A 14,145-nucleotide genomic window follows, 5' to 3' on the forward strand; every position below is an offset into this window, starting at 1 on the left:
GAAAGCCCGTCAAGAAACACCCGTTACGGCGATTGACCTCGCCTGACACGTGTCACACCATGGCTCTCGACCGGTACTTACTGGTCGGTAAGTCGTGCTGTTCTCCGTGTGATCGTCCTCAGTGTGGAGGCCTTCGTGACCCGTCGTGTGCCCAGACTCCGAGTCCCGCTCGCTCTGCTGCTCGGGGCCACGCTCATCGCACCTCTCGCCCTCACCACTCCCGCGTCCGCGATCGGCCCTGTCACCGTCACCGCACTGAAGTTCACCGTCCAGGCGGGCGGCCGCACCTGCACGATCGACGCCGACCTGTACCGGCCCGCCGACGTGGACCGAGGCCGCCCCGCACCGGCCGTGCTCGTCACGAACGGCTTCGGCGGCAGCAAGGCCGACGGCCAGACGGACACCATGGGCAGGGCCTTCGCCCAGGGCGGCTATGTCTCACTCGTCTACTCCGGGCTCGGCTTCGGCGGCTCCGGCTGCCTGATCTCGCTCGACGACCCGGCCATCGACGGCACGGCGGCCTCGAAACTCATCGACTTCCTCGCCGACAAGCGGTCCGCCGACGACGGAACCAGGGCCGACTTCGTGACCCTCGACAACGCGGGCGACCCGCGGGTCGGCATGGCGGGCGGCTCCTACGGGGGCGCCATCCAGTTGGCGACGGCGGCCGTCGACGACCGCGTCGACGCGATCGTGCCGATGATCACCTGGAACGACCTGGCGTACTCCCTCGCCCCGAACAACGCGATGGGCGCCGGGAGTGTGCCCGGCGCCTTCAAATGGCAGTGGACGAACGCCTTCTACCTCATCGGCGAGCGACAGCCACTGCTCTGGCCGAGCCTCGATCCGTCCCGGATCAACTCCCTGCCCTGCCGGCACTTCGTCACAAAGGCCTGCGACACCGTCCGCACGCTGAACTCCGGCCGCTTCCCGGCCGACCGGACCGCCGAGCTGCTCGCCTACGCGCACAGCGTGTCGCCGATGTCGTACCAGAACCGGATCAAGGCGCCCATGCTGCTGGTCCAGGGGCAGGCCGACAGCCTCTTCAACGTCAACGAGGCGACGGCGACGTACAAGGCCCTCAAGGCGCGGGGAACGCCCACGAAGATGATCTGGCAGTCGTGGGGCCACAGCGGCGGGCTGACGGACCCGGCCTCCGGTGAACTCAACCTGTCCCAGGGCAACTTGGACACCAGCTACGTCGGCAGGCGCATCCTGGCCTGGTTCGACCACTACCTGCGAAAACAGAAGACGGTCGACACGGGCCCGGCCTTCGCGTACTACCGCGACTGGGTCGACGACCCCACCACTACCTACGCCACCGCCGACCGCCTGCCCGCCCTCAGCCGGAAGCTGTACCTGTCCGGCGACGCCAAACTCGTCGACAACCACCGGAAGGTGACCCGAGGCAGCCGCACCTACACCAACTTGCGGGTCCCCACCAGCCATTCGGAGAACTCGCTGGCCGGCATCATCGGCCTGCCGGACCCGGCGCCGTACGACACCGCGGGCACCTACCTCGGCTGGACCAGCGAGCCGCTGTCCCGCACGGTCGAGGTCGTCGGCGCCCCGAGGATCACGCTGAAGGTGAGCTCCCCGAGGGCCGAACGCACCCAGGACTCGGGCGACGCCGCCGACAAGCTGGTCCTGTTCGCCAAGCTCTACGACATCGCCCCCGACGGCACCAAGACCCTGGCCCACCGACTGGTCGCCCCGATCCGCGTCCCCGACGTGACCAAGACCTTCACGGCGACCCTCCCGGGCATCGTCCACCGCTACCAGCAGGGCCACCGCCTGCGGTTTGTGATCGCGGCGAGCGACGACGCGTACTTCGGCAACCGAGGGATCAAGCCGGTGACCGTGGCGAGCGCGCCGGGGGAGGCGGGGGTGCTGGAGCTGCCGGTGGCGGGTGGCTGAGTCACTCCCGGGTCAGTCACCCGGTGAGCACCTTCACCGCGCGTGAGGCGGCTTCGGGCGCATCCTGGAGGCATGAGCCCGAAGACCTCCGACAGTCGTAGGGTGGCCCGATGCCCGACAGCACTTCCCGTTACCTCGCCGAAGGCCCCCGCGTGGGCATACGCCACTTCACCTACGAGGACGGTGCCGAGTTCACCGCCCGGGTCCGGGAAAGCAGGCAGCTGCACCGGCCGTGGCTGTTTCCGCCGGACAGCGCGGCGGCGTATGCAGCGTACGCCGGGCGGCTGATCGAGGATCCGACCAAGGCCGGGTTCCTGGTGTGCGAGAAGGTGGCGGAGAAGGGCGACGGGGCCATCGCCGGGTTCGTCAACATCAACAACATCGTCGAGGGCGGCTTCCAGTGCGGAGCCCTCGGCTACGGGGCCTTCGCGCACGCCGCCGGACGCGGGCTGATGCGCGAGGGGCTCGATCTTGTCGTCGGGTACGCGTTCGGGCCGATGCGGCTGCACCGGCTGGAGATCAATGTGCAGCCGGGCAATGCCGCGTCCATCGCGCTCGCCCGCCGCTGCGGGTTCCGGCTCGAGGGGTTCTCGCCGGACATGATCTTCATCGACGGGGCCTGGCGGGATCACGAGCGCTGGGCGATCACCGCCGAGATGCGGGCCTGAAGTCGGTCTTCATCGTGTCCAGGTCCGTCACGGCCGACTGCTCCGCCCGCCGTCGACAGGCCCGCCCCGGCTACGCCCCGCCGCGGTCCGCGTACTCGTACACCGTGCCGTCCGGATGCATCGCGATCAGATTGCGGCCCACCGGCGTCGGCACCGGGCCCGCGATGATGTGCGCGCCCATCTCGGTGAGCACTTGGCGGGCCTCGTCGACATTCTTCACGGCGATCGTCGCGGCGACCTTGCGCAGCACCTCCAGTTCGGCCTCGGGACCGCTCATCAGCAGGAAGCAGCCGACCGCGGCGACCTGCACGCCGCCGCGTTCGAAGCGGAGGGCTCTGCCGCCCGCCAACCGTTCGTAGAAGGGGACCGCGGTCTCCAGGTCGTCGACGCAGACGCGCAGCGTGGCTCCCAGAATGTCCATGCGACGAGCCTAGTTGGGGCCGCCGGATGAGGAGATCGTTTTCACGCTATCCCCCCGCCCCGCCCGCTGGGGGCGGCTGCTCGGGTCAGCCCATGGCCTTGCGTACGGCATCCCGTGTGCGGTCGACGACGGCCGCGACCGGGCCCACCGCGACGTTCTTCAGGGCCGTGTCCGTGCCCGGGTGCGGGCGGGTCGGCGCCAGGGCCTCCGCCGCCTGTACGGCGCGGGCCATGGTCTCCAGCTTGCCGCGGTCGGCGACCCGGTCGAAGTGCGCGAACTCGTAGCGTTCCTCGTTGTCGGCGTGCGCCAGGACGTCCTGGCGCAGGGCCGCGAACTGGTCGAAGAACTCGGGGGCGCCGGGATCCATCTCGTCCAGACGCGCCAGCGCCTCCTTGGCCTGCTCCTCCTCCTGGATACGGTCCCTGACGACGAGTTCGCCGCCGTCGATGTTCGTGCGGGCGAAGGGATGGACGACCTCTTCCTCCGCGGTCTCGTGCACCGCGAGGAGGCGGACGAGGTCCTGGAAGCACTGCTTCCGCTCGTCGCCCCTGGTGGCCGCCACCTCGTCGAGCAGTTCTCGGATCCGCGTGTGCTGCCCCTTGAGCAACTCCACGACGTCGGTGCGCTCGGTCATCCTCATTTCTCCCTGAATAGGAGGTTTTCTCCCTGAAGAGGGGGCTTGCGAGCAGAACGGGTACCCGCGGGCAGGAGCGTTACGCGCCGGTGGCCGGGGGTACCCGGCGGCCATGGACCGCTTGGATCACCTGGAGCATCTGGACAAGCATCTGGTCGACGAACTGGCGCAGGTGGCGCGGGAGACCGTACGTGACGAACTGCGCGAGCAGACACGCAGGCAACGCCGTACGGCCATGCTGTACGCCGCGTCCGGCGCCGTCGCCCTGTACGCGGGCGCGGCCCTCGCGCTCACCGTGGGTCTGGCCCTCGCCGCCGGTCTGCCGGACTGGGCCGCCGCCCTGATCACCGCCGTGATCCTCGGCGTCGTGGCGTATGTGCTGCGCGGTGCCGCCCGGCCCTCGGCGTCCCGTCCGACGCCCGAACGCGCGGCGGAACAGGCCACGGAACGGGACCGCCTCCGCACCGCCGCGCCCGTCGGCCCGCCGGGCGGCCCCGGCAACGCCCCGTACCCGCCGATGCCCCCCGTCGCGCCCGGCGGCGCGGCCGGAGCCCCCGGCGCGCCGGGGGCGGGTGCGCCGCCGACCGGCCTGGCCACAGGCCCGGCGCCGCGCCCGGACGACATCGACCCCGAGCAGCCGCACCACCGGGCGTGATGCGCCGTGCGCGACTTCCGCAAGGGCCCGCTGTCGAGGCACCGCAAGGCCGTCGTGGTGACCGGGGCCAGTGGTGGTGTGGGCCGCGCCACGGCCGTGGCCTTCGCCGCCCGGGGCGCCCGGGTCGCCCTGCTGGCCCGGGGCCGCGAGGGTCTCGCCGCGGCGGCGGACGAGGTGCAGCGCGCCGGCGGTGAGGCGCTCGTGGTCACCGTCGACATGGCCGACGCCAAGGCGGTCGACGACGCGGCCCAGAAGGTCGTCGACGCCTTCGGGCAGATCGACGTCTGGGTCAACAACGCCTTCGCCGGAGTCTTCGCCCCCTTCACCGAGATCACCCCGGACGAGTTCCGGCGGGTGACCGAAGTGGCGTACCTGGGCTATGTGTTCGGCACCCGGGCCGCGCTGCACCACATGCTGCCGCGCGACCGGGGCACGATCGTGCAGGTCGGCTCCGCACTCGCCTATCGGGGGATTCCGCTGCAGTCGGCGTACTGCGGCGCCAAGCACGCCATTCAGGGGTTCAACGAGTCGTTGCGCTGCGAGCTGCTGCACGCGGGCAGCGGGGTCCGTACGACGATGGTGCAGCTGCCCGGCGTAAACACCCCCCAGTTCGACTGGGTGTTGAACCGGATGCCGGGGCGGGCCAGGCCGGTCGCGCCCGTGTACCAGCCCGAGGTGGCGGCACGGGCGATCGTGCACGCGGCCGGGCACTCGCGGCGGCGGGAGTACTGGGTCGGAGGTTCCACGGCGGCCACGCTGATCGCCAACGCGGTGGCGCCCGGGTTCCTCGACCGCTATCTCGCACGGACCGCGTTCGCCTCGCAGCAGGACGAACCGGCCGCGGGGGAGCGCGGCGGCGGCCCCGGGAACCTGTGGACGCCGGCCGACGGGCCGCACGGGCGGGACTACGGGGCGCACGGCCGGTTCGACGACGAGGCGGTGTCGGACAGCCCGCAGGACTGGGTGTCCCGGAACCGGGGACGGATGGGAGCGGGGATCGTGGCCGGTGGGCTGGGCGCCGTGGTGACCGCCGGGCTGCGTCGCCGGGGCCGGGGCCGCCGGGGCCGGGGCCGCCAGGGCCGGGTGCGGGGCCGGGTGCCGTCGCGGCGGACATGAACGACTAGGGCCTGTCCGGCGGATCAGGTCGCAGGAAATCGGCGGCGCCTCGTCGAGGCCGGTGAGCGGGGTCTGGTGCGTCCAGCTGCAAGGCGGAGGAGGGCGGCGACGCGATGGGGGTCCCCCCGCGCGAGGTTGTTCGAGCGTGGGGGAGTCGGCAACCGACGACAACGCCGCAGATGGGCGTACCAGACCCCGCGTCTGCGGCATGATCCGCCGGACAGGCCCTAAGCCACCCGGTACTGCTCCACCTCCCCCGTCCGCAGCGTCAGCCCGTGGCCCACTCCGCTGAGTGGGCGTACGACGCCTCCCGACGGGTCCAGGGCGCCGTCGAAGAACATGTCCTCGATACGGACGTGGTCGTGGAACCACTCGATGTGGCGGAGATTGGGGATCGTGGCGGCCGCGGCGGCGTGGACGTGCGGGGCGCAGTGGGTCGAGACCTCCAGGCCGTGGGCGTGGGCGAGGGCCGCCGCGCGCAGGAACTCGGTCAGGCCGCCGCAGCGCGTCGCGTCGAGCTGAAGGCAGTCGACGGCACCGGCGGCGATCATGCGGGCGAAGTAGGGCAGGTCGTAGCCGTACTCGCCGGCCGCCACGTCGCACACCAGGGCGTCGCGGACGAGGCGCAGGCCGGTCAGGTCGTCCGAGGAGACCGGTTCCTCGAACCAGCCCACCCCGTGCTCGGCGAGCGCGTGCCCGACCCGGACCGCCTGCTTGCGGGTGTAGGCGCCGTTGGCGTCGACGTACAACTCCGCGTCGGGGCCGATGACCTGGCGGGCGGCGTGGACCCGGGCCAGGTCCCGGGTGACCGCGCGGCCCCAGCCCTCACCGATCTTGATCTTGACGCGCGGGATCTGCTGCCCGTGCACCCAGCCGTTGAGCTGCGCGGCCAGATGCGTGTCGTGGTACGTCGTGAAGCCGCCGCTGCCGTACACCGGGACCGTCTCCCGGGCGGTGCCCAGCAGGTGGGCCAGGGGGAGTTCCAGCAGCCGGGCCTTGAGGTCCCACAGGGCGATGTCGAGTGCCGAGATCGCGCAGGACGCGATGCCCGGACGGCCCGCGTTGCGCACCGAGCGGCACATCACGTCGTGCACGGCGGGGATGTCCAGGGCGCTGCGCCCCTCGACGAGCGGACCGAGGAAGCCGTGCAGGAAGTCGCCGACCGCCGCCGGGCCGTAGGTCCAGCCCGTGCCGGTCGTGTCGTCCGTCGACACCTCGCAGATCACCACGGTGGTGGCCGCCCAGGCCAGCGTGCCGTCCGCCTCGGGGGCGTCGGTCGGCACCGTGTACACGGAGACGGCGGGGCGGTGGAGTTTCATCGCGGGCCCGACCCGGTCAGGAGGCCTGCCGCAGCTGCGGCAGCACCTTCGTCCGGTAGAAGTCGAAGAAGCCGCGCAGGTCGGGGCCGATCTGGTTGACGTACACCATGTCGAAGCCCGCGTCGGCGAACTGCTTCAGCTCCGCGACGTGCTCGTCCACGTCGTCCCCGCACACCCGGGTCTCGCGCACCATGTCCTCGGTGACCAGCGTCTGCGCCTGCTCGAAGTGCTTCGGCGAGGGCAGCACCTGGCCCAGCTCGCCGGGCAGCTGCTCGTTCGCCCAGAGCCGGTGGACGGTGCGTACGGCCGCGTCCTTGTCGAGGTCGTAGCAGACCTTGGTGCCGCCGCTGACCGGGTTCGCGCCACCCCCGCCCTTGCGGTACTGCTCGACCATCGACTCGTCGGGCTGGATGGTGATGTAGCCGTCGCCCACCCGGGACGCCAGCTGCGTCGCCGCGGGTCCGAAGCCGGAGATGTCGACGGGGACGGGCTCGTCGGGAACGGTGTACAGGCGGGCGTTCTCCACCGTGTAGTGCGTGCCGTGGTGGCTTACCTCCTCGCCGGTGAACAGCCGGCGCATCACCTGGATGGCCTCCTCCAGCATCTCCAGCCGTACGTGCGCGGGCGGCCAGGCGTCGCCGAGGATGTGCTCGTTGAGCGCCTCGCCCGAGCCGACGCCGAGCCGGAAGCGGCTGTCCGTCATCACCGCGCTGGTCGCCGCGGCCTGCGCCACCACCGCCGGATGCATGCGTACGGTCGGGCAGGTCACCGCCGTCTCGACGGGCAGCGACACCGCCTCGGACAGCGCGCCGATCACCGACCACACGAACGGGCTCTGGCCCTGCTCGTCGTTCCACGGGTGGTAGTGGTCGGAGATCCACAGCGACTCGAATCCGGCCTGCTCGGCCATCCGCGCCTGCTCGATGAGCTCCGCGGGACCGTACTGCTCGCACGAGAGGAAATAGCCGAACTGGGGCATGGGGGTGCGCCTCCACGACGTGGGCGGTCGGGACGCCGTCCGAGTACCCGGCGGCCGGACGGGAAACCGGCGGACGTTTGGCCGCCCTGGCCAGGGGGACGCGGAAGGCTCCCGAGGTACGCGACAGCGCCGGAGGCGAACCGTGAGTCGACCCCGCACAGTGATCGTCGGTGCCGGCTTCGCCGGTTACCGGGCGGCCCGAGAACTGTCCCGGATGTCCCGGGGCAAGGCCGACATCACCCTGCTGAACCCGACCGACTACTTTCTGTATCTGCCCCTGCTGCCCCAGGTCGCCGCCGGGATCCTGGAACCACGCCGGGTCACCGTCTCCCTCTCGGGCACCCTGCCGCACGTACGCCTGGTGCTCGGCGAGGCCGACGGCATCGACCTCGACGGGCGGACCGTGCACTACAGCGATCCCGAGGGCGGCGAGGGCGTGCTGCCGTACGACCGGCTCGTGCTCGCCGTCGGCAGCGTGAACAAGCTGCTCCCCATCCCCGGCGTCGCCGAGCACGCGCACGGCTTCCGCGGGCTTCCCGAGGCCCTGTACCTGCGCGACCACGTCACCCGGCAGGTGGAGCTCGCGGCGGCCGCGGACGACCCGAAGGGCTGTGCCGCGCGCTGCACCTTCGTGGTGGTCGGCGCCGGCTACACCGGCACCGAGGTCGCCGCGCACGGGCAGCTGTACACCGACGCGCAGGTGCGCAAGCACCCCCTGCGGGAGGGCATGCGGCCGCGCTGGCTGCTCCTCGACGTCGCGCCACGTGTGCTGCCCGAGCTGGACGAGCACCTGTCCCGCACCGCCGACCGCACGCTGCGGGAGCGGGGCGTGGAGGTGCGCATGGGGACCTCCGTGAAGGAGGCCACGCCGAACGGGGTGCTGCTGACCGACGGGGAGTTCGTTCAGACCCGGACGCTCGTGTGGTGCGTGGGCGTACGGCCTGATCCGCTCGTCGAGAGCACCGGGCAGCCGCTGGAGCGTGGGCGGATCGTCGTCGATCCCTACCTTCAACTCCCTGGCCGGCCGGAGGTGTTCGCGTGCGGGGACGCGGCCGCCGTACCCGATCTCAACAACCCGGGGAACTTCACGCCGATGACCGCGCAGCACGCCTGGCGGCACGGCAAGACCGTGGCTCACAACGTCGCCGCCTCCTTCGGTATCGGCGAGCGGCGGCCCTACCGCCGCAAGGACCTGGGCTTCGTCGTGGACCTGGGCGGTGCGAAGGCCGCCGCCAACCCGCTCGGTGTGCCCCTGTCCGGCCCGGCGGCCGGGGCGGTCACCCGCGGCTACCACCTCGCGGCGATGCCGGGCAACCGGGTCAGGGTCGCCGCGGACTGGCTGCTGGAGTCCGTACTGCCGCGCCAGGCCGTGCAGTTGGGACTCGTACGGTCCTGGTCGGTGCCGCTCGACACGGCCTCGCCGGAGCTGGCACGGGTGCCGGGCGGGCCGGAGCGGCAGCAGGAGGCCGAGGCCCGCTCGGGGCCGGGGGCGGCTACAGCCGCCGACACGGGCGCCGGGGACGCCGAGCGGCCGGGAGACGAGCCCGCGAAGAACCAGCCGGGTGGTGAGCCCGCGAAGCAACAACGCGGCGGTGAGCCTGCGAAGAACCAGCCCGGCGGTGAGCCCGCGAAGGACCAGCCCGGCGGTGAGCCCGCGAAGGACCAGCCCGGCGGTGAGCCCGCGAAGGACCAGCCCGGCGGTGAGCCCGCGAAGGACCCGCCCGGCGGTGAGCCCGCGAAGAAACCACCCGGCGGCGAACCCCACAAGGCCCCCGGCCCCGTCAAGCGCACCGACATCCCCGAGGACAGCCCGGACACCTCGGACACCTCCGCGGAAGGAGACTCATGAACACCGGTGAACTCGTCGAACTCGCACAGCAGCTGCGCGTGGACAGCGTGCGCGCCGCGGCCGCCGCGGGCTCCGGGCACCCCACATCCTCGATGTCGGCCGCCGACCTGATGGCCGTACTCCTGGCGCACCACTTCCGCTACGACTTCGACCGCCCCGCCCACCCCGGCAACGACCGCTTCGTGCTCTCCAAGGGTCACGCCTCGCCCCTGCTGTACTCCGTCTACAAGGCGGCGGGCGCCATCGACGACGAGGAACTGCTCAGCTTCCGCAAGCTCGGCAGCCGTCTCGAAGGGCACCCGACGCCGCGGCGGCTGCCGTGGGTGGAGACGGCGACCGGTTCGCTCGGGCAGGGACTGCCGGTCGGCGTCGGTATCGCGCTGGCCGGCAAGCGGCTGGACCGCACCGGCTACCGGGTGTGGGTGCTGTGCGGCGACAGCGAGCTCGCCGAGGGCTCCATCTGGGAGGCCGCCGAGCACGCGGCGTACGAGCACCTCGACAACCTCACCGCGATCGTCGACGTCAACCGGCTCGGCCAGCGCGGCCCGACCCGGCACGGCCACGACCTCGACGCCTACGCCCGCCGCTTCCAGGCCTTCGGCTGGCACACCGTCGAGGTGGACGGCCACGACGTCGACGCCATCGACCGCGCCTACGGCGAGGCCGTCTCCACCAAGGGCCAGCCCACCGCGATCCTCGCCCGCACCCTCAAGGGCAAGGGTGTCAGCGACGTCGAGGATCGGGAGGGGCTGCACGGCAAGCCGCTGAAGAACGCCGACGAGGCGATCGCCGAACTCGGCGGCCCCCGCGACCTCCGCGTCGAGGTGCAAGAGCCGCCCGCCGCCCGGATGCTGCACGCCGTACGCACCGGTCACCTCGAACTGCCACGCTTCGACAAGGGGGACGAGATCGCCACCCGCAACGCCTTCGGGCAGGCGCTGGCCGCGCTCGGCTCCGCACGCGGTGACGTCGTCGCCCTCGACGGCGAGGTCGGCGACTCCACGCGCGCCGAGTTCTTCGCCAAGGAACACCCCGACCGCTACTTCGAGTGCTACATCGCCGAGCAGCAGATGGTCGCCGCCGCCGTCGGGCTCGCGGCACGCGGCTGGGTGCCCTACGCCTCCACCTTCGCGGCCTTCCTGACGCGGGCGTACGACTTCGCCCGCATGGCGTCCATCAGCGGCGCCGGCATCAACCTGGTCGGCTCTCACGCGGGCGTCGCCATCGGACAGGACGGGCCCAGCCAGATGGGCCTGGAGGACCTGGCGATGATGCGGGCGGTGCACGGCTCGACCGTGCTGTACCCGTGCGACGCCAACCAGACCGCGCACCTCGTCGGCGAGATGGCCGGCCTGGACGGCATCCGCTATCTGCGCACCTCGCGCGGCGAGAGCGCGGTGATCTACGGGCCGGACGAGGAGTTCCCCATCGGCGGCAGCAAGGTGCTGCGCTCCTCCGACCGGGACCGGATGACGTTCGTCGCGGCGGGCGTCACCGTGCCCGAGGCCCTGGCAGCCGCCGACGCGCTGGACGAGGAGGGCATCCAGGCCCGGGTGATCGACCTGTACTCCGTCAAGCCCGTCGACCGGTTCACCCTGCGCCAGGCCGCCGAGGACACCGGCTGCCTGGTGACCGTGGAGGACCACCACGAGGAGGGCGGCCTCGGCGACGCCGTCCTCGACGCGTTCCTCGACGGGCGCCCGATGCCGCGCCTGGTGCGCCTCGCCGTCCGTACGATGCCGGGCTCGGCGTCCCCGGCCGAGCAGCTGCACGCCGCCGGCATCGACGCCGAGTCGATCGCGGCGGCCGGACGGTTGCTGGTGGAGCAGGCGGTCGTGCCGTGAGCGGTGACGGCGTACGGACCGTCCGGGCGGGCAAGCGCACGGTGGAGGTGCACCGCCCGGACAAGGTGCTCTTCCCCGGCGACGGGGACGGCGGCGTGAAGGAGTACACCAAGGGCGACCTCGTCGACTACTACCGGTCCGTCGCCCCGTTCATGCTGCCGCACCTGCGCGGCCGTCCGCTGATGCTGGAGCGGCACCCGGACGGCCTCGACGGCCAGACGTTCATGCAGAAGAACACCCCGGAGCACTACCCGGACTGGATCACCCGCGTCGAGGTGGCCAAGGAGGACGGCACCGTCCGCCACACCGTGTGCGACGACACCGCCACCCTCGTCTACCTCGCCGACCAGGCCGCCCTCACCCTGCACCGCTGGCTGTCCCGCGTCGGACGGGTCGACCACCCCGACCGGATGGTCTTCGACCTCGATCCGTCGGGGGACTCCGGGGCCTCCGGCGTCTCAGGGGACTCAGGGGACTCAGGGGACTCCGGGGATTCCGGGGGCGCTTTCGCGGCGGTGCGGGAGGCGGCCCGGCTGCTGGGCGACCTGCTCGACGAACTGAAGCTGCCCTCGGCCCTGATGACCACCGGCTCGCGCGGCCTGCACGTCATCGTGCCGCTCAACGGCCACCACGACTTCGACGAGGTACGTCGGTTCGCCCGGGACGTCGCCGACACCCTGGCCGCCGGCCACCCCGACCGGCTGACCACCGCCGCCCGCAAGAAGGACCGCGGCGACCGGCTCTACCTCGACGTGCAGCGCAACGCTTACGCGCAGACCGCGGTCGCGCCCTTCACCGTCCGCGCCAAGCCCGGCGCGCCCGTGGCCACCCCGCTCGCCTGGACCCAGCTGGACGACCTGGGCCTCGACGCCCGCCGCTGGACCATCGCCGACGCCGTCGAGCAGGCCCGCACCAACCCCTGGGCCGGCGTGCTGACCAGGGGCCGCGCCCTCGGCCTCGCGCGGCGCCGGCTCAACGCGTTGATGCCCCAGTGACGGTTTGCCCGGCCGCAGGTTTGGCCAACGGGCGATCGGCCACCCGGAGTTAGAGGTGGCCATGTCGAACACAAAGAACACACCAGAGTCCCAGAGTTCACACAACTCCCGCAAAGGGACAGAAAACGACACCAGAGACGGCGCGGACAACAGCGCGGACAACAGCGCGGACGACACCGCGGACGACACCGCGGACGACACCGCGGCGGACGCCCGGCGGCCCACTCCCATGGAGGTGCTGCGCCAGGCGCGCGCCCAGCTGGCGGAGCTGACCGGTATGGCCGCCGAGAACGTGTCGTCCTTCGAACAGACGGAGGACGGCTGGTCGCTGGAGATCGAGGTCCTCGAACTCGCCCGGGTCCCCGACACGATGAGCCTGATGGCGAGCTACCAGGTCGACCTCGACCCGGAGGGGCAGCTCACCGGCTACCGGCGCGTTCGCCGTTACGAACGCGGGCGGGCCGACGCACACAGGCCCGGCGGCCGCTAGGCCGCCCTCCCGCGCGCACACCCGTTCACCAGTCCACAGACAAGGAGGCACGGTCGGCATGACCGTTGTCCCGGCACAGCAGACCAGCGGCTCAGGCGGCACCAGCGGCCTCTACGACGTTCTGGAGCTCGTCCTCGACAGGGGGCTCGTCATCGACGCGTTCGTACGGGTCTCCCTCGTCGGCATCGAGATCCTGAAGATCGACGTACGGGTCGTCGTCGCCAGCGTCGACACCTATCTGCGCTTCGCCGAGGCGTGCAACCGGCTCGACCTGGAGTCCGGTCCGAACAAGAGCCCCGGCCTGCCCGACGTGGTCGGCGAGATCACCGAGTCCGGCTCGCGCGGCAAGTCCAAGGGGGCGCTGTCCGGCGCCGCCGAAACCATCTCCGGCGCCTTCAAACAGGCCCGTGAGGAGGGTCAGGGCGAGACCGAGTCCAGGCCGCGCGCCCGCAAGACCACCGCGTCACGCAGGAAGGAGGAACAGGAGTGAGCACGTACGTCTACGGCATCACCGCCGCGTCCCATCCTTCGCTGCCCGAGGGCATGGGGGGCGTCGGTGATCCGCCGCGTCCCGTGCGCATCCTGAAGGAGGGGGACCTGGCGGCCGTCGTCAGCGACGCGCCCGAGGGGCTGCGCCCCAAGCGCAGGGACCTGCTCGCCCACCAGAACGTGCTCAGCGAGGCGGGCGTGGCCGGCTGCGTGCTGCCCATGCGGTTCGGCAGTGTCGCCCCGGACGACGGGGCGGTCACCGGGGTGCTCGCCGAACGCGCCGAGCACTACCAGGAGCGGCTGCGGACCCTGGACGGCAAGGTCGAGTACAACGTCAAGGCCGTCCACAACGAGGAGGCCGTACTGCACCGGGTGATGTCCGAGAACCCGGAGATCCGCGCCCTGACCGAGGCCAACCGGAAGGCGGGCGGCGGCAGTTACGAGCAGCGGCTGCAGCTCGGCGAGATGGTCGTGGCCGCGGTCAAGGCCCGCGAGGCCGAGGACGCCACCGATGTGCAGCACACCCTGGAACCCGCTTCCGAGGCGGTCAGCGTGGGCCCGGAGTCCACCGGCTGGCTCGCCAACGTCTCGTTCCTGGTGGACCGCGACGCGGCCGCGGCCTTCCTCGCCGCCGTGGAGCAGGTCCGCAAGGGCCACCCGCACCTCGAACTGCGCGTCAACGGGCCGCTGCCGCCGTACAGCTTCGTCGAGCCCGGCCCGGCCGAGCCCGCCGGCACCACGGTGGGCACCGACCGCGGGGAGGAGTGAG

At 72.0% G+C, this 14,145-nt stretch carries 14 protein-coding genes; 10 read left to right on the top strand and 4 right to left on the bottom strand.

Features of this window, described 5'->3' with window-relative positions:
• Positions 1-135: 135 nt before the first annotated feature.
• The gene (locus tag Q4V64_RS45470) at positions 136-1,917 is read left to right on the top strand and encodes a CocE/NonD family hydrolase (RefSeq protein WP_124437911.1); all 1,782 of its coding nucleotides are present in this window, start codon (positions 136-138) and stop codon (positions 1,915-1,917) included.
• 110 nt (positions 1,918-2,027) lie between these two features.
• A complete protein-coding gene (locus Q4V64_RS45475; protein WP_124437910.1) occupies positions 2,028-2,585 on the top strand; it encodes a GNAT family protein in 558 nt (185 codons plus the stop codon).
• 70 nt (positions 2,586-2,655) lie between these two features.
• Here the strand turns inward: Q4V64_RS45475 and Q4V64_RS45480 are convergent, their stop codons facing one another.
• A complete protein-coding gene (locus tag Q4V64_RS45480) occupies positions 2,656-3,006 on the bottom strand; it encodes a VOC family protein (protein ID WP_124437909.1) in 351 nt (116 codons plus the stop codon).
• 85 nt (positions 3,007-3,091) lie between these two features.
• Positions 3,092-3,640 carry a hemerythrin domain-containing protein gene (locus tag Q4V64_RS45485; protein ID WP_124437908.1) on the bottom strand — a complete coding sequence of 183 codons (549 nt, stop codon included), beginning with the start codon at positions 3,638-3,640 and terminating at the stop codon, positions 3,092-3,094.
• Between the two features lie 112 nt (positions 3,641-3,752).
• On the opposite strand from Q4V64_RS45485, the gene Q4V64_RS45490 reads away from it, so the two are divergent.
• Entirely contained in the window at positions 3,753-4,295 is a 543-nt protein-coding gene (locus Q4V64_RS45490) for a phage holin family protein (protein WP_124437907.1), read from the top strand.
• Between the two features lie 6 nt (positions 4,296-4,301).
• The gene (locus tag Q4V64_RS45495) at positions 4,302-5,411 is read left to right on the top strand and encodes an SDR family oxidoreductase (protein WP_253266760.1); all 1,110 of its coding nucleotides are present in this window, start codon (positions 4,302-4,304) and stop codon (positions 5,409-5,411) included.
• A 227-nt stretch (positions 5,412-5,638) separates the two neighbouring features.
• Here the strand turns inward: Q4V64_RS45495 and Q4V64_RS45500 are convergent, their stop codons facing one another.
• Both Q4V64_RS45500 and Q4V64_RS45505 read right to left on the bottom strand, forming a co-directional pair.
• Positions 5,639-6,730 (bottom strand): enolase C-terminal domain-like protein, encoded by a 1,092-nt coding sequence (locus tag Q4V64_RS45500; protein ID WP_124437906.1) that lies wholly within the window; start codon positions 6,728-6,730, stop codon positions 5,639-5,641.
• A gap of 16 nt (positions 6,731-6,746) precedes the next feature.
• The gene (locus Q4V64_RS45505; RefSeq protein ID WP_124437905.1) at positions 6,747-7,709 is read right to left on the bottom strand and encodes an LLM class F420-dependent oxidoreductase; all 963 of its coding nucleotides are present in this window, start codon (positions 7,707-7,709) and stop codon (positions 6,747-6,749) included.
• Positions 7,710-7,851: 142 nt separating this feature from the next.
• On the opposite strand from Q4V64_RS45505, the gene Q4V64_RS45510 reads away from it, so the two are divergent.
• From Q4V64_RS45510 to Q4V64_RS45535, 6 genes are all read left to right on the top strand, one after another.
• Complete coding sequence (locus tag Q4V64_RS45510; RefSeq protein ID WP_124437904.1) at positions 7,852-9,558, top strand: FAD-dependent oxidoreductase; 1,707 nt, start codon at positions 7,852-7,854, stop codon at positions 9,556-9,558.
• A complete protein-coding gene (locus tag Q4V64_RS45515; RefSeq protein ID WP_124437903.1) occupies positions 9,555-11,402 on the top strand; it encodes a transketolase in 1,848 nt (615 codons plus the stop codon). The genes Q4V64_RS45510 and Q4V64_RS45515 overlap by 4 nt, the downstream gene beginning before the upstream one ends.
• Positions 11,399-12,397, top strand: coding sequence for a DNA primase small subunit domain-containing protein (locus Q4V64_RS45520; RefSeq protein WP_124437902.1), 999 nt, complete (start codon positions 11,399-11,401; stop codon positions 12,395-12,397). The genes Q4V64_RS45515 and Q4V64_RS45520 overlap by 4 nt, the downstream gene beginning before the upstream one ends.
• A gap of 61 nt (positions 12,398-12,458) precedes the next feature.
• The gene (locus tag Q4V64_RS45525) at positions 12,459-12,887 is read left to right on the top strand and encodes a gas vesicle protein (protein WP_124437901.1); all 429 of its coding nucleotides are present in this window, start codon (positions 12,459-12,461) and stop codon (positions 12,885-12,887) included.
• A 58-nt stretch (positions 12,888-12,945) separates the two neighbouring features.
• Positions 12,946-13,377, top strand: coding sequence for a gas vesicle structural protein GvpA (locus tag Q4V64_RS45530; protein WP_124437900.1), 432 nt, complete (start codon positions 12,946-12,948; stop codon positions 13,375-13,377).
• On the top strand, positions 13,374-14,144 hold the full coding sequence (locus tag Q4V64_RS45535; RefSeq protein WP_124437899.1) for a GvpL/GvpF family gas vesicle protein: 771 nt from the start codon (positions 13,374-13,376) through the stop codon (positions 14,142-14,144). Before Q4V64_RS45530 ends, Q4V64_RS45535 begins: the two co-directional genes overlap by 4 nt.
• Position 14,145 lies beyond the last annotated feature (1 nt).

The organism is Streptomyces sp. NL15-2K (genome assembly GCF_030551255.1).
GTDB lineage: Bacteria > Actinomycetota > Actinomycetes > Streptomycetales > Streptomycetaceae > Streptomyces.

What these genes read in the sequence shown, in the direction of transcription:
- Q4V64_RS45515 (WP_124437903.1), top strand. Translation starts at nt 9,555, where the DNA reads ATGAACACCGGTGAACTCGTCGAACTCGCACAGCAGCTGCGCGTGGAC.
- Q4V64_RS45530 (WP_124437900.1), top strand. Translation starts at nt 12,946, where the DNA reads ATGACCGTTGTCCCGGCACAGCAGACCAGCGGCTCAGGCGGCACCAGC.
- Q4V64_RS45490 (WP_124437907.1), top strand. Translation starts at nt 3,753, where the DNA reads ATGGACCGCTTGGATCACCTGGAGCATCTGGACAAGCATCTGGTCGAC.
- Q4V64_RS45485 (WP_124437908.1), bottom strand. Translation starts at nt 3,640, where the DNA reads ATGACCGAGCGCACCGACGTCGTGGAGTTGCTCAAGGGGCAGCACACG.
- Q4V64_RS45500 (WP_124437906.1), bottom strand. Translation starts at nt 6,730, where the DNA reads ATGAAACTCCACCGCCCCGCCGTCTCCGTGTACACGGTGCCGACCGAC.
- Q4V64_RS45480 (WP_124437909.1), bottom strand. Translation starts at nt 3,006, where the DNA reads ATGGACATTCTGGGAGCCACGCTGCGCGTCTGCGTCGACGACCTGGAG.
- Q4V64_RS45505 (WP_124437905.1), bottom strand. Translation starts at nt 7,709, where the DNA reads ATGCCCCAGTTCGGCTATTTCCTCTCGTGCGAGCAGTACGGTCCCGCG.
- Q4V64_RS45475 (WP_124437910.1), top strand. Translation starts at nt 2,028, where the DNA reads ATGCCCGACAGCACTTCCCGTTACCTCGCCGAAGGCCCCCGCGTGGGC.
- Q4V64_RS45525 (WP_124437901.1), top strand. Translation starts at nt 12,459, where the DNA reads ATGTCGAACACAAAGAACACACCAGAGTCCCAGAGTTCACACAACTCC.